The following is a 17,064-nucleotide window of genomic DNA, read 5'->3' as shown; positions in this document are numbered from 1 at the left end:
GCCCGGGCGCCGGCCGGCAGGGGTCGGCGCTCAGGCGTCGATCGGGGACGGCGTGCCGAGGTGCTGGCGGGCGAACGCCAGCGCCTCGCGCAGGTCGGCCTCCCGCACGGCGCGGCTCTTCGCGCCCCGGGTGGTGACCTCCACGGCGACCGAACCGGTGAACCCGCGCCCGGCCAGCGAGGAGAGCAGCTCGGCGCAGGGCTGCGTGCCGCGCCCCGGCACCAGGTGCTCGTCGCGGCCCTCGCCGGTGCCGTCGCCGAGGTGCACGTGGGTCAGGTTGGCGCCCATCCGGTCGGCCATCGCCAGGGAGTCGACGTGCGAGGCGGCGCAGTGCGACAGGTCGAGCGTGTAGGAGGCGTACCCCGCCTCGGTCGGGTCCCAGCCCGGCACGTACGGCACGAACTGGCGGCCCGCCATCCGGACCGGGAACATGTTCTCCACCGGGAAGCGCAGGTCCGGGTACTCGGCGGCGATCGTGGCCAGCCCGTCGGCGAAGTTGCGCGCGTAGTCCCGCTGCCAGGTGAACGGCGGGTGCACCACCACAGTGGGCGCCCCGAGCGTCGCCGCCAGCTCCGCCGACCTGCGCAGCCGCTCCCACGGGTCGGAACTCCACACCCGCTGCGTCACCAGCAGGCAGGGCGCGTGCACGGAGAGCACCGGCACGCCGTAGTGCTCGGCGAGCCCGCGCAGCGCGCCGGCGTCCTGGCTGACGGCGTCGGTCCAGACCATCACCTCGAGGCCGTCGTAACCGAGCGCGGCGGCCAACTGGAACGCCGCCGCCGTCCGCTCAGGGAAGACCGACGACGTGGACAGGAGCACGGGGACCCGGGAAGTCACACCATCGAGGGTAACCGGGTCCGCTCGACACCTCATGACGAGAGAGTGCAAACCGCCCAGATCACACCGGAACGCCTCCCGCCCGCGACTGCGGGGCTCGCAAGCTCACTCCTCGCGCTTCACACCGGACCGAGCTGGTCCAGTCGGCGCAGGATCACGCCCTCGCGCAGCGCCCAGGGGCAGATGTCCAGCCCGTCCACGTCGAGTCGGCGCAGCACGGCCTCGGCGACGACCGCCCCCGCGAGCAGTTGGTGGGCCCGGCCGGCGCTGACCCCGTCCAACTCGACGAGCTGGGCCGGCGGGATGTGCCGGATGAACCCGAGCACCTGCCGCAGCCCGGCGCGGGTGAGCTGGCGGGGCGCCCACAGACCGGCGCTGGAGGGGGCGGCGCCGGCCAGCCGGGCCAGGGTCCGGAACGTCTTCGAGGTGGCCACCGGCCGTTCCCAGCCCACCTCGATCACCTGCGCGACGACCGGTTCCAGCAGCCCGTCGACGTACGCCCGCAACTCGTCGACCGCCTCGGCCGGCGGCGGCGCCGCGCTGTCGGGATCCACCCCGAGCCGGTCGCGGGTGAGCCGGCCGGCGCCGAGCGGCAGGGAGACCGCCACGGCCGGGTCCTCGTCGATGCCCGCCGCGATCTCCAGCGAGCCGCCGCCGATGTCCAGCACCAGCAGCCGGCCCGCCGACCAGCCGAACCAGCGCCGCACCGCGAGGAAGGTCAGCCGCGCCTCGTCCGCGCCCGGCAGCACCTCCAGGCGTACGTCGGTCTCGTCGCGGACCCGGGACAGCACGTCGGCGGCGTTGGTGGCGTCGCGTACGGCGGAGGTGGCGAACGCGATCAGGTCGTCGACGCCGAGCCCGGCGGCTGCCGCCTTGGCCATGCCGACCGCCTTGACCAGCCCGTCCGCGCCGGCCTCGGTGAGCGCGCCGTCCGGGCCGATCTGCTCGGCCAGCCGCAGCACGACCTTCTCCGAGTGCGCCGGCCAGGGGTGCGCCCCGTGGTGGGCGTCGACCACCAGCAGGTGCACGGTGTTGGAACCGACGTCGAGGACACCCAGTCGCATGCTGAAGACACTAGGGCCAACCAGTCTGCGCGGCTCGGCGGACCGATGGGGGCGCCGGGCGTACGCTGGGCCGGGTGACAGGCCAGATCGAACTCCGCGTGCTGGTGGACGACCCGGACGACCCGCGCAGTCGTGAGGTGCCCCTGGACTTCCCGCGCGAGTGGATCGAGTTCGCCGACCCGGCGGACGAGAACCACCTCATCCGGGCCGACCTGACATGGCTGCTCTCCCGCTGGACCTGCATCTTCGGCCGGGGTTGCCACGGGATCGTCGCGGGCCGGGCCGCCGACGGCTGCTGCTCGCACGGCGCGTTCTTCACCGACTCCGACGACGAGCAGCGGGTCCGGGCCGCGGTCAAACGGCTGACCCCGTCGACGTGGCAGCACTTCCGGCGCGGGTTCAAGAACTGGACCGAGAACGACACCATCGACGGCAAGAACTCCGCCCGCCGCACCGCCACCCAGGGTGAGGACGGGCCGTGCGTCTTCCTCAACGACGCCGAGTTCCCGGCCGGGGCCGGCTGCGCCCTGCACGCCCAGGCGCTGCGCGACGGGGTGCACCCGTTGGAATACAAGCCGGACGTCTGCTGGCAGCTGCCGATCCGCCGCGACCAGGAGTGGGTCAAGCGGCCGGACAACACGAAGGTGCTGGTCTCCACGCTCTCCGAGTTCGACCGGCGGGGCTGGGGCGCCGGCGGGCACGACCTCGACTGGTGGTGCACCTCCTCCACCGACGCGCACGTCGGCACCGAGCCGATGTACGTCTCGTACGGCCCGGAGCTGACCGCGCTGGTGGGCGCCCCCGCGTACGCGAAGCTGGCCGAGGTGTGCGGGGCGCGCAGGCGGCAGGGCATGGTCGCCCCGCACCCCGCCGACGGCGACACCGACTGACCGACCGACGACGAAGGGGCCCGCGCTCGGCGCGGGCCCCTTCGTGCGTACGCCGGTCAGGGCTCGAACTTGTAGCCCAGACCCCGCACGGTGACGATGAAGCGCGGCGCGGACGGCTCCGGCTCGACCTTGGAGCGCAGCCGCTTGACGTGCACGTCGAGGGTCTTGGTGTCGCCGACGTAGTCGGCCCCCCACACCCGGTCGATGAGCTGGCCCCGGGTGAGCACCCGGCCGGCGTTGCGCAGCAGCAGCTCCAGCAGCTCGAACTCCTTGAGCGGGAGCTGGACCGGGGCGCCGTCGACGGTCACCACGTGCCGCTCGATGTCCATCCGGACCGGCCCGGCGGCCAGCGTCGGGCCACCCGACTCGGCGGCCTCGGCGCTCTGCCGACGCAGCACCGCCCGGATCCGGGCGACCAGTTCCCGGGGCGAGTACGGCTTGGTCACGTAGTCGTCGGCACCGATCTCCAGGCCGACCACCTTGTCGATCTCACTGTCCCGCGCGGTGACCATGATGATCGGCACGTGCGAGCGCTGCCGCAGCTGCCGGCACACCTCGGTGCCGGACATCTCGGGCAGCATCAGGTCGAGCAGCACGATGTCGGCGCCGGTCCGGTCGAACTCGGTGAGGGCGTCGGTGCCCGTCGCGGCGACGGAGACCTCGAAACCCTCCTTGCGGAGCATGTACGACAGGGCGTCGGAGAACGACTCCTCGTCCTCGACCACCAGAACGCGGCTCAACGGGACTTCCTTTCCTGCACTGTCAGGCCTGCCGGAGCTCGGCCGGACCGGTTTCGATCCCAGCAGCGGGCGGTGTCGCCAGGACCTCGTCCGGGCCACGGACGGGCAACCGGAGGGTGAACGTCGATCCACCACCAAGAGTGCTCGACACCTGCACCCTTCCGCCATGGTTGCCGGCGATGTGTTTCACGATGGCCAGCCCCAGGCCGGTGCCGCCCGTGGACCGGGACCGGGCCTGGTCGGCCCGGTAGAACCGCTCGAAGATCCGGTCGACGTCGGTCGGGGCGATCCCGATGCCCTGGTCGGCGACGGAGATCTCCACGTGTTCGTCGGTGGCGCGGGCGCTGATCCGGACGGTGGTGTCCTCGCCCGAGTAGTTGAGGGCGTTCTCCACCAGGTTGGCCACGGCCGTGGCGAGCTGCGCGTCGCTGCCGAGGACGGTCAGGCCCCGCTCGGCGTCGACGGTCACGTCGATGCGGCGGGCGGCGGCGGAGGTACGGGTGCGGTCGATCACCTCGGCGATCACCCAGTCGATCGCGACCGGCTCGGGCGGCGGCTGTGGCTCGGCGCCCTGGAGCCGGGTCAGCTCCAGCAGCTCCTGCACCAGGCGGCCCAGCCGGGTCGACTCGTGCTGGATGCGCTCCGCGAACCGGCGGGCGGCGACCAGGTCCTCGGAGAGGCCGGGAGCGCCCGCCCCGGCAGGCTCGGTGGCGTCCAGCAGCGCCTCGGCGAGGAGTTGGAGGGCCCCGATCGGGGTCTTGAGCTCGTGGCTGACGTTGGCCACGAAGTCGCGGCGGACCCGGGCCAGCCGGTGCGACTCGGTCACGTCGGTCGCCTCGACGGCGATGAAGCCCGCCCCGATCCCCATCGCCCTCAGGTGCACCCCGAGCGGGTTCACCTCGGCGTTGTCGCGGCCCCGCGGCAGGTCCAGCTCGATCTCGCGCCGCACGCCGGTGCGCCGCACCTGCCCGGCGAGCGTACGGATCAACGGGTGGGCGGCGATCGAGCCCTGGGTGGCACCGGTACGGAGCAGCCCCATCGCGCGGGCGGCCGGGTTGACCAGGACAGGCGTGTCGTCGGGGTCGAGTACGACCACGCCGGCCCGCAGCGAGTCGATGGTCCGGCGGCCGGTCCCGGACTGCGGATCCTCGGCTATCGGGAGCCTCCCCCAGGTGCTGGGGAAGCCGGAGCGGCTCCCCGCCCGCGTGGCGCGCTCGCCGAGCGTCGGGACGAGCCGGGGCAGCAGCACCCCGGCGATCAGCCCGACCACCAGCCCCACGGCCACCGCGACCGTCACCGCCCATTCCACCCGGCGATCGTAGGGTCATTGTTAACCTAGCAACCCCCACAAATGGGATGAACCAGCTTCGCTTTCGGGAAAGTTCACCCCCGCGTCCGGCGTCGTTCACCGAGGTTCACCTCGGGTCTCCCCACCCGACCTACCGTGGGCGGCGCACCAGGTCCGGCCCCCGGGCCCGCGACCTTCCCACCGGCCCGGGCCTGCGGACAGCGACCTCCCGGCCCCGGCCGGCGACCTTCCCCACCGGCCTCCGGCCGGCGGGTGCGGCCAACGACCACAGGACGTGACAATGCGCGACGAGTTCCGGGCTGACCTGCAGATCGTCAGCCAACTGCTGGTGGACATGGCGGAGGGGGTCCGGGCCGCGATGCGGCAGGCGACCCGCGCCCTGCTCACCGCGGACCGCCGGGCGGCCGAGACGGTGATCGAACGGGACGCCGAGATCGACGAGCTCTACCGGCACGTCGAGGAGCGGGTCTGCGACCTGCTCGCCCGACAGGCCCCGGTCGCCTCCGACCTGCGCGCGATGATCACCGCGCTGCACGTCGCGGCCGACCTGGAGCGGATGGGCGACCTGGCCGACCACGTCGCCAAGACCGCCCTGCGCCGGCACCCCTCGCCGGCCGTACCCGCCGAGCTGCGGCCCACCTTCACCGACATGGCCGCCACGGCCGACCGGATGGCCCTCAAGATCGGGTCGGTGCTCGCCAGGCCCGACGCCGAACTCGCCGCCGAACTCGACGGCGACGACGACGCCATGGACGACCTGCACCGGAGCCTGTTCGGGCTGCTGCTCGGCGAGGACTGGCCGTACGGGGTCGAGACCGCCATCGACGCCACCCTGCTCGGCCGCTTCTACGAGCGCTTCGCCGACCACGCGGTCAACGTCGGCGAACACGTGGTCTACCTGATCACCGGACAGCCCGCGCCCACGGCGAGCTGAGGCACACGCAAGGGGCTCCGCCACCGCGCGCCCGCGCCGGGAGGAGCCCCTTGCGTGTGGTACGTCAGCGACCCTGGTTCGCCACGGCGGCGGCAGCCGCCTTCGCGGCGGCCGGATCCAGGTACGTGCCGCCCAGCGTGAGCGGTCGCAGCTGCGGGTCCAGGTCGTAGCGCAGCGGGATGCCGGTGGGGATGTTGAGCTTGGCGATCGCCTCGTCGGAGATCTGGTCCAGGTGCTTGACCAGGGCGCGCAGCGAGTTGCCGTGCGCGGCCACCAGCACCGTACGGCCGGCCAGGATGTCCGGCACGATCGAGTCGTACCAGTACGGCAGCATCCGCTCGACGACGTCCTTGAGACACTCGGTGCGGGGCATCAGCTCGCTCGGCAGCAGCGCGTAGCGCGGGTCGCCGACCTGCGAGAACTCGTCATCGTCGGCGATCGGCGGCGGCGGGGTGTCGTACGAGCGGCGCCAGAGCATGAACTGCTCCTCGCCGTACTCCTCCAGGGTCTGCTTCTTGTTCTTGCCCTGGAGGGCGCCGTAGTGCCGCTCGTTGAGCCGCCACGACCGGCGCACGGCGATCCAGTGCCGGTCGGCGGCGTTGAGCGCCAGCTCGGCGGTGCGGATCGCACGGCGCATCACGCTGGTGTGCACCACGTCCGGCAGCAGGCTGTGCTCGCGCAGCAGCTCGCCGCCGCGGCGCGCCTCGTTCTCGCCCTTCTCGGTCAGGTCGACGTCGACCCAGCCGGTGAAGAGGTTCTTGGCGTTCCAGTCGCTCTCGCCGTGCCGCAGCAGGACCAGCGTCCCGACGGTGGGCCCCTCGCTAGCAGTCATGCCGATCATCCTGCCGCACGCTCCCCCGCGACGCGCCGGCAGTGGTCGTGACGACCACCACGTGGAAAATGCGCTGCCCGAAGATCCGGCCCGCCACTAGGTTGTAAGGCGCACTAGCGAGAGTGGTCATTACGGGGGCGGGGGCACCGACGTGCGGAGTACGCAGAACTGGTTCCGGGAGACAACGGGCGGCCTACCGGTCACCTTCTGGTACCTGTGGGCCGGCACCCTGATCAACCGGCTCGGTTCGTTCGTCCTGGTCTTCCTGGCCATCTACCTGACGCAGGAGCGCGGCTTCTCCCCGGCCCAGGCGGGGCTGGTGCTCGGCCTGTGGGGCGTCGGCGGCGCGGTCGGCACCACCGCCGGCGGCACGCTCAGCGACCGCTGGGGCCGCCGGCCCACCCTGCTCACCGCGCACCTCGGCGCAGCGGCGATGATGCTCGCCCTCGGCTTCGCCCGGGAACTGTGGGCCGTCGCGCTCGGGGCCCTGCTGCTCGGCATGTTCGCCGAGGCGGCCCGGCCCGCGTTCGGCGCCATGGTGATCGACGTGGTGCCGGAGAAGGACCGGCTGCGCGCCTTCTCGCTGAACTACTGGGCGATCAACCTCGGCTTCGCCAGCGCGGCGATCCTCGCCGGCCTCGCCGCCGAGGCCGGCTTCCTGCTGCTCTTCATCGTCGACGCCACCACCACCGTGGTCACCGCGCTGATCATCTTCGTCAAGGTCGGCGAGACCCGGCGGGCCCCCGCCGTCAGGAGCGGCCACAAGGGCTCCGGCGCTCCGGTCGGGGCGCTGCGCACCATCCTCCGCGACCGGGTCTTCCTCGGCTTCGTGACGCTCAACCTGTTCGCCGCGCTGGTCTTCCTCCAGCACATCTCCATGCTGCCGATCGCGATGGGCGACTCCGGCCTCAGCCCCACCACCTACGGCTCGGTGATCGCCCTCAACGGGGTGCTGATCGTGGTCGGTCAACTCTTCGTACCCCGGCTGATCAGGAACCGGAGCCGGTCGCACGTGCTCGCCCTCGCGTCGGTGGTGATGGGCGTCGGGTTCGGGCTCACCGCCTTCGCCGACACCGCCTGGTTCTACGGTCTGACCGTGCTGATCTGGACCGTCGGCGAGATGCTCAACTCCCCGTCCAACGCCACGCTGATCGCCGAGCTCTCCCCCGCCGAGCTGCGCGGCCGCTACCAGGGTGTCTTCTCGCTCTCCTGGCAGGGGGCCGCCGCGATCGCGCCGGTCCTCGGCGGCCTGGTCCGGGAACAGGCCGGCAACGCCCAGCTCTGGCTCGGCTGCGCCGTCATCGGCGGGCTGATGGCGCTCGCCCACCTGGTCTCCGGCCCGACCCGGGAGCGACGGGCCGCGATCCTGCGGGCGGCCACCGGCCCCGCCGCGCCGGTGGTGGCGGTCCGGCCACCCGTCCCGGAGGCGGCCCAGGCGGCGGCGACCGCCCCCGCCGAACCGGCCACGGTCGAGGCGCGGACGTAGGCGGCCACCGCCCCCGCCGAACCGGCCAGGACCCGAGGCGCGGACGTAGGCGGCGACCGCGCCCACGCAAGCCGGCGGCGGCGGGCCTCCGCCTGTCGCGGACGAGGCCCGGGGCGGCCGGTGGGCCGCCCGAAGCACCGTGACCAGGGACACGGTCACTGGCGCGGCCTCCGCCGGCTTCCTACGGTCGAGGGCGGCTCGATCAGGAAACAAACTTTCGGGAGGACGGGTGCGCGCCCTGCGCCGCTGGCTGGACGACACCGCGGGAGGGCTCCCCGCCACCTTCTGGTACCTCTGGGCCGGGCTGTTGATCAACCGGGCCGGCGCCTTCGCGATGCTCTTCCTGTCGCTCTACCTGACCGAGGCGCGGGGCGCGAGCGAGGCGCTCGCCGGGACGGTGGTCGGCGCGTACGGGCTGGGTGGGGCGGCCGGCGTGCTGCTCGGCGGAGTGCTGGCCGACCGGTGGGGACGGCGGTCCACCCTGATCGCCGCCCACGTCGCCACCGCCGGACTCATGGTCGGGCTGGCCTTCAGCCGGCAGCTGGTGCTGATCGCGGCGTTCGCCGCCCTGGTCGGGGTGGCCCACTCGATGCCCAGCCCCGCCTTCGTGGCGGCCATCGTCGACGTGGTGCCCGAACGGCGTCGCTCCCGGGCCTTCAACCTCCAGTTCTGGGCGTTCAACCTCGGCATGGCCGTGGCCTCGGTGCTCGCCGGCCTGCTCGCCGAGGCGAACTTCGTCGCGCTCTTCCTGGTCGACGCCGCCGCCACCCTGACCGCGGCCGCCGTCATCGCCTGGAAGGTCCCGGAGACGCTCCCCCGCCGCGCCCCGAAGGCCCTCGACCCACATGCCGCGCACCAGCGCGCCGCCGAGCCAGCGGCGGGGCGGCGGCAGAGGCGGGTGGGGCGGCGGCAGCCGGGGCTGCACACCGCGCTGACCGACCGCACCTTCCTCACCTTCGTGGGCCTGACCTTCGTGCTGGCCGTACTGACCATGCAGACGTCCACGATCATGCCCCTGGCGATGCGGTCGGACGGCCTGCGCCCGTCGGCGTACGGGGCCGTGGTGGCGCTCGGCGGCGTGCTGATCGTGCTCGGGCAGCTCTTCGTGCCGCGGCTGATCGAGCGGCACCGCAAGGACCGCGTCCTGGCCGTCTCGACCGCGCTGCTGGCGCTCGGCTTCGCCAGTCTCGCGTACGCCGACGACGTGGCCGTCTACCTGGCCGCGGCGGTGGTCTGGACGATCGGCCAGATGCTCGCCGCGCCGCCCAACGCCCAGATCAACGCCGACCTCGCCCCGCTGGAGCTACGCGCCCGCTACCAGTCCGTGTTCTACCTGGCGTTCCCGGCGGCCTCGTTCGTGGCGCCCACCCTCGGCGGGTTGAGCCTGCAGTACCTCGGGGACCGGCACTGGCTGATCGTCGGCGGGCTGGGACTGCTGGCCGCCGGCTGCCACCTGCTGGCCGGCCCGCCCCGCGAACGCCGCGTGGCCCTCCGGCAGCTCTCCGCCCCGGCGCCGCCGTCGCCCCCCACCGTCGTCTCCGTCCGGTGATCCGGAGGTTGCCGGTCGCGTCGACGCCGGCGCGGCGGCCGGCGTACGCGGGCATGCAGAACGCCCACCGCGACTCGTGATCGCGATGGGCGTTCGCACCGTATGACCGGCGGCGGCGGGCGAAGCCCACCCCCGTAGGCGTCGTCCGCTCACGCCGCCGGTCCAAACAGGTGGCCACCGTCCCCCAACGGTGTTGTTCCACCCGTCCCCTGCGCCTCACCCGGTGCACGGATCTGATCGATCCACCGCTCCCCCGAACGGTTCCGAGCGTGGCGCGGTGCAATAAAGTTAGTTCGCCCGGTATTACGAAGACAACCTGAATGTGCTGTCTCGCCGGTCACAGCTCCGGCGTCCCGCCGGCGTGCCACCACTTCGGGCCTCGGTCATGGCAAACAACGCGTACCCGCCGACGATTCCCTGAAACACCTCAGGCGTCCTCACGATCGGGTGATTCGGTCCGGAAGAAGTTGCTCGGCCGGCCGTTGCGGAGCTGCTCCTGGTAGATCAGGTTCAGCTTCCGCTCGTCGAAGGTGCGGAACCACTCGTCCCAGGTGATCTCGCGGATCCGGCTGCTCTCCCGGTAACCGGGCATGTTGAAGGTGAGTACGCCGGCCCGGCCCTCCCGCTCGGTGCCCGCGATCGTCGCCGGCTTGGCGCCACGCTCCCGCGCCCAGCGCCGGATCACCTCGTGGTTGGCCGTCACCAGGCTGCGGCCGGGCCGCTCCGGCCGGTCCGCGATCGACGAGATGAGCTGCGAGGATCGCACCGACCGCGAGCTGCTCCGCCCGGCCCGTACGCCGGTCGTCGTGCCGGCCCGCGTCGTGCCGGCCCGCGACGAGGCCGACGTGGTCCTCTTCGCCGGGGTCGCGGCGGCCTTCCTGGCCGGCGCCTTCCTGGCCGCCGGAGCCTTCTTCGCCGCGACCGCCTTCTTGGCCGCCGGAGCCCGCTTCGCCGCCGGTGCCTTCTTCGCGGCCACGGCCTTCTTCGCCGCCGCCTTCTTCGCCGGGGCCGCCTTGTTCGCCGCCCGTGCCCGGCCCGGGGCGGCCTTGCCCGCCGCCCGGCCCGACGCCGCCTTCTTCGTGGCGGCGGCCCGCCCGGCGGACGCCCGCGTCCCCGTCGCCCGGCCCGCCGGTCCGGTGCTGCGCCGCGCCGCTCCGCCCGCCGGACGCTCCCCCCGCAGGGTCTTCGCCAGCGTCTTCACCAGTTCCGGCTTACGCAGGGCGGAGATGCCGGAGACCCCGCGCTTGCGGAGCTGTCCCCGGATCTCGTCCACCTTCATGCGGGAGATCTCGGATTCGGAGATCGTCGGCGTGTTCGGGGTCTGGTTGCCCGCCTGCCGTTTCGTCCTGGTCGCAGTCCCGCCGCGACCTGAGCTGTTCCGCTGAGCCATGGGACGCTCACGCTCCTCGACAGTTGGTCCTCGGCGCGCGGGGGTCCCAGTGCCGCACCGCGCGGTGCGGCATACCCGTCAGGAACCGTCCGAACCTCCGACCGGGGCACCAGTGCCCGAGGCGTCGGCGGCCGGGGACGGCTCGAAGAGGTGCGCGAAGGCCGCGAGGTTGGCCGTGGACTCACCCCGCTTGACCCGCCACTCCCACTCCCGCCGGATCGAGCTGCCGAAGCCGATCTCCAGCATCGTGTCGAAGGACTCGTCCGCGTACGTCAGCACCGCGCCCAGCAGCCGGTCCAGCTCGTCGGCGTCGATCCCGGCGGGGTTGACCCGGCCGGTCAGGTAGACGTCGCCGACCGCGTCGACGGAAAACGACACGCCGTACATGCGGGCGTTGCGCTGCAACAGCCAGGCCCACAGCTCCTCGCGCCGCTCGTCCGGCTGGCGCATCACGAACGCCTCGATCCGCAGCGAGTGCTCGCCGACGATCAGGTTGCAGATCGTCTTCAGCTTGTGGGTGCCCGGCAGCGTGACCGCGTACGAGCCCGGGCCGGTCGACTCCCAGGCCAGCTCCCGCTCGTCGCAGACCGACTCGATCAGGGCCGCAAGATCGCTCTTCCCGCTCATCGGAACCACTCTACGGCCGCCGCCGCACCGTCACCGGACGACGGCGGCCGGCACGAAGCCGGCCGCGTCGGGCGTCGCGCTCGCCGGGGCGGCCGGTGCGGCGGTCACCAGGAGCAGGACATCGCGGGACCGCCGGCCAGCTCGGAGGCGAGCCGGGCCCGGTGCGCGGCGATCGCCTCGCCGTAGACGGCGAGCAGCCCGGCGGCCGTGCGGTGCCAGGAGAAGTCACGGGCGTGCCGGGCGGCGCCCCGGGCCAGCTCCGCGCGGCGGAGCCGGTCCGGCAGCAGCCGTGCGAGCGCACGGGCCCAGTCGACCGGGTCGTGACCGTCGATCAGCACGCCGCTGACCTGGTCCCGCACTGCGGTCACCAGGCCGCCGACGGCGGCGGCCACCACGGGCGTACCGCAGGCCTGTGCCTCCAGCGCGACCAGGCCGAAGGACTCGTTGTACGACGGCACCGCGACCAGGTCGGCGGCCCGGTACAGGGCGGGCAGGTCGTCACCGGTCTGCGGGGGCAGGAAACGCACCCGGTCGGCGACGCCGAGCGTGGCGGCCAGCTCCATCAGGGCGGTCGGGCGGTCCAGCCCGCTGCCGCTCGGGCCCCCGCAGATCACCACGGTCACCTCGTCGGCCAGCGCGGGGTCGCGCTCACGCAGCGCGGCCACCGCGCGGATGAGCACGTCGGGGGCCTTCAGCGGCTGGATGCGACCGACGAAGGCCACCACGTACCCGGTGGCGGGCAGCCCCAGCCGGTGGCGAGCCTCCGCGACGACCCGGTCGCGGTCCCCGGGGGCCGGGCGGAACCGGTCCAGGTCCACGCCGGGCTCGACCACCGCGACCCGGGCCGGATCGGCGTCGTACCGGTCGATCAGGTCGCGGGCCTCGACCGCCGTGTTCGCGACCAGCCGGTCGGCCTCGGCGACCACCTGTTCCTCGCCGATGACGCGGGCCTTCGGCTCGGGCCGGTCCCCGGCGGCGAGCTGGGCGTTCTTGACCTTCGCCAGGGTGTGCGCGGTGTGCACCAGCGGCACCCCCCAGCGCTCCTTGGCCAGCCAGCCGACCTGCCCGGAGAGCCAGTAGTGGGAGTGGATCAGGTCGTAGTGGCCGGGTGGACGGGACGCCTCGGCGCGGAGCACCCCGGCAGTGAAGGCGCAGAGCTGTCCCGGCAGCTCCTCCTTGGTGAGCCCCTCCAGAGGACCGGAGGTGACGTGCCGGACGTGCACGCCGGGCGCCGTCTCGACCACCGGGGGCAGGTCGCCGGAGGTGGCCCGGGTGAAGATCTCCACCTCGACGTCCGCCTCGGCCAGCCGCCGGGCGACCTCCAGGATGTAGACGTTCATGCCGCCGGCGTCGCCGGTGCCGGGCTGGTGCAGGGGTGAGGTGTGCACCGAGAGCGTCGCGATCCGCCGGGGGCGGGGCCACGGACGCGCACCGCGCTGACGACCCACACCGGTGTGCAACTCCGCCACGTCCGCTCCCTTTGTCACGGTTGATGCCGTCCGCACGCCCGGCGCTCTCCGGACAACGTCCTCAGCCGGTGTCATCTTCCCCATCGGGCACCCGTAATGCGCCGGGACGACCCGCGGGCGTGACGGACCTCATCACCATGCCGCCGTTACCGGCCCGGTCGCTCGGGAGAGAATGGCCGGATGACCTCTGTCGCCGTCGTCACCGGAGCGTCGAGCGGGATCGGGGCGGCCACCGCCCGCCGGCTCGCCGCCGAGGGATTCCACGTGCTCGCCGCCGCGCGGCGTACCGACCGACTGGCCGCCCTGGTGGCCGAGATCGAGGCCGCGGGAGGCGCGGCCACCGCCGTCGCCTGCGACGTCACCTCCGACGAGTCGGTGGCCGGCCTGGCCGGGGCTGCGGCGGCCCTGGGCCCGGTGACCCTGCTGGTCAACAACGCCGGCGGCGCGCGCGGCCTGGACCCGGTCGAGTCCGGGTCGGTCGGCGACTGGCAGTGGATGTACGACGTCAACGTGCTCGGCACGCTGCGCGTCACCCAGGCACTGCTGCCCGCGCTGGTGGCGTCCGGGTCCGGCACCATCGTGGTCGTCTCCTCGACCGCCGGCTTCACGGTCTACGAGGGCGGGGGCGGCTACAGCGCCGCCAAGCACGCGCAGACCGCGATCGCCGGCACGCTGCGCCTGGAGCTCTGCGGCCGGCCGGTCCGGGTGATCGAGATCGACCCCGGCATGGTCAGGACCGACGAGTTCGGGCTGGTGCGCTTCGGCGGCGACACGGACAAGGCCGAGGCGGTCTACGCGGGAGTCGCCGAGCCGCTCGTCGCCGACGACGTCGCCGACTGCATCGCCTGGTGCGCGACCCGGCCGCAGCACGTCAACGTGGACCGTCTCGTCGTACGCCCGCTGGCCCAGGCCGCCCAGCACAAGGTGCACCGGGTCGGCTGAGCCTCCCCGGACGGTCACGGACGATGGCGGGCACCGCACGGCACCGGCCGCTCGGCGTGGTGACCCGGGGGACGACCAACCCCAACCGGCTCCGCCGGGTCGACAACTGGATCGTCGAGACCTGCGGAGAGGCGCTGCGCGAGGCGACGGACCCGCTGGTGGTTGACCTCGGCTACGGCGCCAGCCCCGTGACCGCCGTCGAACTGCGCGCCCGCCTCGCCGCCTCCGTCCGCCCGGACGTGCGGGTCGTCGGGCTGGAGATCGATCCGGTACGCGTCGCCGCCGCCCAGCCGTCCGCCGACCCGCCCCGGCTCACCTTCGCCCGGGGCGGGTTCGAGCTGGCCGGGCTGCGTCCCGCCCTGGTCCGCGCGTTCAACGTCCTGCGACAGTACGACGAGCGCGAGGTCGCCGACGCCTGGCACACCATGACCGCCGGGCTGGCTCCGGGCGGGCTGCTGGTCGAGGGCACCTGCGACGAGTTGGGGCGGCTGGGCGGCTGGCTGCTGATCGACGCCGACGGCCCCCGTACCCTCACCCTGGCCGCGAAGCTCACCACCCTCGACACCCCCGCGGAACTGGCGGAACGGCTGCCCAAGGCGTTGATCCACCGCAACGTCCCCGGCGAGCGGATCCACGACCTGGTCCGCGCGCTCGACGACGCGTGGCAGGCCGCCGCCGGCTACGCCCCGTACGGCCCCCGTCAACGCTGGCTGCGCGCGGTCTCCGCCCTCCGCGAGGCGGGCTGGCCGATCCTCGACGGCCCTCGCCGCTGGCGCCACGGCGAACTGACCCTCCCCTGGCCCCGAATCTCCCCCACCTGACCCCTCCCGCGCCCCTGCCCTGCCCTGCCCCGCCCGCCCGACGCCGTCGATCATGCAGTTGCGGTGGGCGATTCGGGGCGTTCCGGGGCTTTCGCACCCCACCAGAACTGCATGATCGACGCGCCGAAGCGCGCGGGGCGGGGTGCGCGGCGGTGGGTGGGTGGGTCAGATGGTGCAGTTGATGAGGACCGGTTCGGGATGGAGGGTCACGCCGAAGCGGCGGTGGACGCCGTCGCGGATCTCCCGGGCCAGCTCGACCAGGGCGGCGGTGCTGGCGGTGCCGCTGCGGTTGGTCAGGGCGAGGGTGTGCTTGCTGGAGATGGCGACGCCCTCCGGCCCCGGGTGGCCCTTGCCGAAGCCGGCCTTGTCGATCAGCCAGGCCGCGCTGACCTTCACCATGTCCCCCGGGCAGGGCCAGGACGGCGGCTCGCCGATGTCGGCGGCGCGCTCGCGCAGCAGCTCGTACGCGGCCATGTCCAGCACCGGGTTGGTGAAGAACGAGCCGACCGAGCGGGTGTCCGGGTCGGCCGGGTCGAGCACCATGCCCTTGCCGGCGCGCAGCCGCAGGACCGTGGCCCGGGCGTCGGCCAGCGGCACCCGGTCCCCCACCTCGACACCGAGCGCCCGGGCCAGTTCCGCGTAGCGCACGGGGCCCGACAGCGGCGAACGGGCGAGCCGGAAGTCGACGGAGAGCACCACCCAGCGGTCGCTGTACTTGAAGATGCTCGACCGGTACGCGAAGCCGCAGTCAGCGGCGGCGATCCGCCCGACGGTCCCCTCGACGCGGTCGTGGACCTCGACGCCGACGATGGTCTCCGCGACCTCCTGCCCGTACGCGCCGACGTTCTGGATGGGGGTGGCGCCGGTCGAGCCGGGGACACCGGAGAGGCACTCCAGGCCGGACCAGCCGTTGGCCACGGTGCTGGCGACCAGCTCGTCCCAGGGCTCGCCGGCCTCGACGCGTACGGTCACGGTGTCGGCGTCCTCGGCGACCACCCGCAGGCCCCGCGAACGCACCAGGACCACGGTGCCGGGGAAGCCGGCGTCCCCGATCACGACGTTGCTGCCACCGGCGAGCAGCAGGACCGGCTCGTCCCGTCCGGCCGCCTCGCGCACCGCTCGTACGATCGCCTCGGCGTCGTCGCCGGCGACGACCCGGCCGGCCGGGCCGCCCAGGCCCAACGTCGTGTATCGGGCCAGCTCGCACGTCGTGGGGTGTTCGGTTCCGTTTGTCGGCTGGGCGTAGACGTCTGACACGCCTTTCACCCTAGGCTGAGGGGTAGCCGCGGCGCCCACTGGTGGCCCGGTCACCCCCGGGAGGATGGCGATGAGCAGACTGCACGTGACGAAGGACTTCTGGCTGGGAGCGCTTCGGGCGGAGGGCCCGGCGTTCGCCGCAGCCGTCGCGGAGGCCCCGCCGGAGACACCGGTGCTGTCCTGTCCCGGCTGGACCGTCGCCGACCTGACCCTGCACCTGACCGCCATCTACCGCTGGGTGCACTCGTTCGCGGGGACGGGCGCGACCTCCCCGGCGCCGGGGAGGCCCGAGCCGGTCGAGCCGGAGCCGGGCGTCACCCCGCTCCAGCTCTGGCAGCAGGCGTACGACCAGCTGATGACCCTCTTCGACGGCCTGGACCCGGAGGCCCCGGCGTGGAACTGGGCGCCGCAGCCGAAGAAGGCGGGCTTCTGGCCGCGCCGGATGGCGCACGAGACCGCCGTGCACCGCTGGGACGCCCAGCTCGCCATCGCGGCGGGCGAGCCGGTCGAGGCGAAGCTCGCCGCCGACGGGGTGAGCGAGATCCTGGACACCTGGCTGCCGGCCGGTCGGCGCCGTACGGCCGGCCAGTGGCACGGCGTGGTGCAGCTCTCCGCGCCCGACGCCGGCCAGGAGTGGTTCCTGCGGCTGCGCGGCGAGGGTGTGGCCCTGCTCGACACGGCCACCATCTTCGACCACGACGACCACCACGCCCGGGCGCAGGTCAGCGGCACCGCGAGCGACCTGCTGCTGGCGCTCTGGGGCCGGGTCGGCCTCGACACGCTGGACGTGGCGGGTGACCGCACCCTGCTGGAGGGCCTCCGCGTCGGCTGACGCCCCGCCGCGCTGAACCGGGCCCCGAGGGTTCCGCGCAGCTCAACTCCGCGAGAAGAGAGTGGCCCCCGGCACGGGCGGGCCA

General features: G+C 73.6%; 16 protein-coding genes. 7 read left to right on the top strand and 9 right to left on the bottom strand.

Going from position 1 to position 17,064, the window contains the following annotated elements:
* Positions 1–30: 30 nt before the first annotated feature.
* Both ACGFIR_RS17585 and ACGFIR_RS17580 read right to left on the bottom strand, forming a co-directional pair.
* The gene (locus ACGFIR_RS17585) at positions 31–837 is read right to left on the bottom strand and encodes a sugar phosphate isomerase/epimerase family protein (RefSeq protein ID WP_392998170.1); all 807 of its coding nucleotides are present in this window, start codon (positions 835–837) and stop codon (positions 31–33) included.
* A gap of 119 nt (positions 838–956) precedes the next feature.
* On the bottom strand, positions 957–1,901 hold the full coding sequence (locus ACGFIR_RS17580) for a Ppx/GppA phosphatase family protein (RefSeq protein ID WP_392998168.1): 945 nt from the start codon (positions 1,899–1,901) through the stop codon (positions 957–959).
* A gap of 74 nt (positions 1,902–1,975) precedes the next feature.
* Between ACGFIR_RS17580 and ACGFIR_RS17575 the strand changes: the two genes are divergently transcribed.
* Complete coding sequence (locus tag ACGFIR_RS17575) at positions 1,976–2,791, top strand: hypothetical protein (RefSeq protein WP_393146016.1); 816 nt, start codon at positions 1,976–1,978, stop codon at positions 2,789–2,791.
* A 56-nt stretch (positions 2,792–2,847) separates the two neighbouring features.
* Here the strand turns inward: ACGFIR_RS17575 and ACGFIR_RS17570 are convergent, their stop codons facing one another.
* The gene (locus ACGFIR_RS17570; RefSeq protein ID WP_392998164.1) at positions 2,848–3,531 is read right to left on the bottom strand and encodes a response regulator; all 684 of its coding nucleotides are present in this window, start codon (positions 3,529–3,531) and stop codon (positions 2,848–2,850) included.
* Positions 3,532–3,553: 22 nt separating this feature from the next.
* The gene (locus tag ACGFIR_RS17565; RefSeq protein ID WP_393146014.1) at positions 3,554–4,840 is read right to left on the bottom strand and encodes a sensor histidine kinase; all 1,287 of its coding nucleotides are present in this window, start codon (positions 4,838–4,840) and stop codon (positions 3,554–3,556) included.
* A 280-nt stretch (positions 4,841–5,120) separates the two neighbouring features.
* On the opposite strand from ACGFIR_RS17565, the gene phoU reads away from it, so the two are divergent.
* A complete protein-coding gene (gene phoU, locus ACGFIR_RS17560; RefSeq protein WP_392998160.1) occupies positions 5,121–5,774 on the top strand; it encodes a phosphate signaling complex protein PhoU in 654 nt (217 codons plus the stop codon).
* Between the two features lie 64 nt (positions 5,775–5,838).
* On the opposite strand, the gene ACGFIR_RS17555 is transcribed toward phoU, so the two are convergent.
* Positions 5,839–6,606 carry a phosphoglyceromutase gene (locus ACGFIR_RS17555; protein WP_091107889.1) on the bottom strand — a complete coding sequence of 256 codons (768 nt, stop codon included), beginning with the start codon at positions 6,604–6,606 and terminating at the stop codon, positions 5,839–5,841.
* Positions 6,607–6,757: 151 nt separating this feature from the next.
* On the opposite strand from ACGFIR_RS17555, the gene ACGFIR_RS17550 reads away from it, so the two are divergent.
* Both ACGFIR_RS17550 and ACGFIR_RS17545 read left to right on the top strand, forming a co-directional pair.
* Positions 6,758–8,092, top strand: coding sequence for an MDR family MFS transporter (locus tag ACGFIR_RS17550; RefSeq protein ID WP_393146012.1), 1,335 nt, complete (start codon positions 6,758–6,760; stop codon positions 8,090–8,092).
* A 229-nt stretch (positions 8,093–8,321) separates the two neighbouring features.
* A complete protein-coding gene (locus ACGFIR_RS17545) occupies positions 8,322–9,641 on the top strand; it encodes an MFS transporter (protein WP_393146010.1) in 1,320 nt (439 codons plus the stop codon).
* A gap of 427 nt (positions 9,642–10,068) precedes the next feature.
* Here ACGFIR_RS17545 and ACGFIR_RS17540 read toward each other — a convergent pair whose 3' ends face one another.
* From ACGFIR_RS17540 to mshA, 3 genes are all read right to left on the bottom strand, one after another.
* Entirely contained in the window at positions 10,069–11,031 is a 963-nt protein-coding gene (locus ACGFIR_RS17540) for a hypothetical protein (RefSeq protein ID WP_393146008.1), read from the bottom strand.
* Positions 11,032–11,109: 78 nt separating this feature from the next.
* Positions 11,110–11,658, bottom strand: coding sequence for a YbjN domain-containing protein (locus ACGFIR_RS17535; protein WP_392998152.1), 549 nt, complete (start codon positions 11,656–11,658; stop codon positions 11,110–11,112).
* A gap of 104 nt (positions 11,659–11,762) precedes the next feature.
* Positions 11,763–13,127, bottom strand: a complete 1,365-nt coding sequence (mshA, locus tag ACGFIR_RS17530) for a D-inositol-3-phosphate glycosyltransferase (protein ID WP_393146006.1) — start codon at positions 13,125–13,127, stop codon at positions 11,763–11,765.
* 180 nt (positions 13,128–13,307) lie between these two features.
* On the opposite strand from mshA, the gene ACGFIR_RS17525 reads away from it, so the two are divergent.
* Together ACGFIR_RS17525 and ACGFIR_RS17520 are read left to right on the top strand one after the other, a co-directional pair.
* A complete protein-coding gene (locus ACGFIR_RS17525; protein ID WP_392998148.1) occupies positions 13,308–14,069 on the top strand; it encodes an SDR family NAD(P)-dependent oxidoreductase in 762 nt (253 codons plus the stop codon).
* 23 nt (positions 14,070–14,092) lie between these two features.
* Positions 14,093–14,890 (top strand): class I SAM-dependent methyltransferase, encoded by a 798-nt coding sequence (locus ACGFIR_RS17520; RefSeq protein WP_392998146.1) that lies wholly within the window; start codon positions 14,093–14,095, stop codon positions 14,888–14,890.
* A 165-nt stretch (positions 14,891–15,055) separates the two neighbouring features.
* On the opposite strand, the gene ACGFIR_RS17515 is transcribed toward ACGFIR_RS17520, so the two are convergent.
* Positions 15,056–16,147: a UDP-N-acetylmuramate dehydrogenase gene (locus tag ACGFIR_RS17515; RefSeq protein WP_393146004.1), complete on the bottom strand. Its 1,092-nt coding sequence runs from the start codon at positions 16,145–16,147 to the stop codon at positions 15,056–15,058.
* Between the two features lie 70 nt (positions 16,148–16,217).
* On the opposite strand from ACGFIR_RS17515, the gene ACGFIR_RS17510 reads away from it, so the two are divergent.
* Positions 16,218–16,979, top strand: a complete 762-nt coding sequence (locus ACGFIR_RS17510; RefSeq protein WP_393146002.1) for a maleylpyruvate isomerase family mycothiol-dependent enzyme — start codon at positions 16,218–16,220, stop codon at positions 16,977–16,979.
* The last annotated feature ends 85 nt before the right edge of the window (positions 16,980–17,064 follow it).

The organism is Micromonospora sp. NPDC049051 (assembly GCF_043197575.1).
Classification (GTDB): domain Bacteria; phylum Actinomycetota; class Actinomycetes; order Mycobacteriales; family Micromonosporaceae; genus Micromonospora.
Note: the sequence above shows the minus strand (reverse complement) of the source record. Positions and strands in the feature narration are given on the sequence as shown.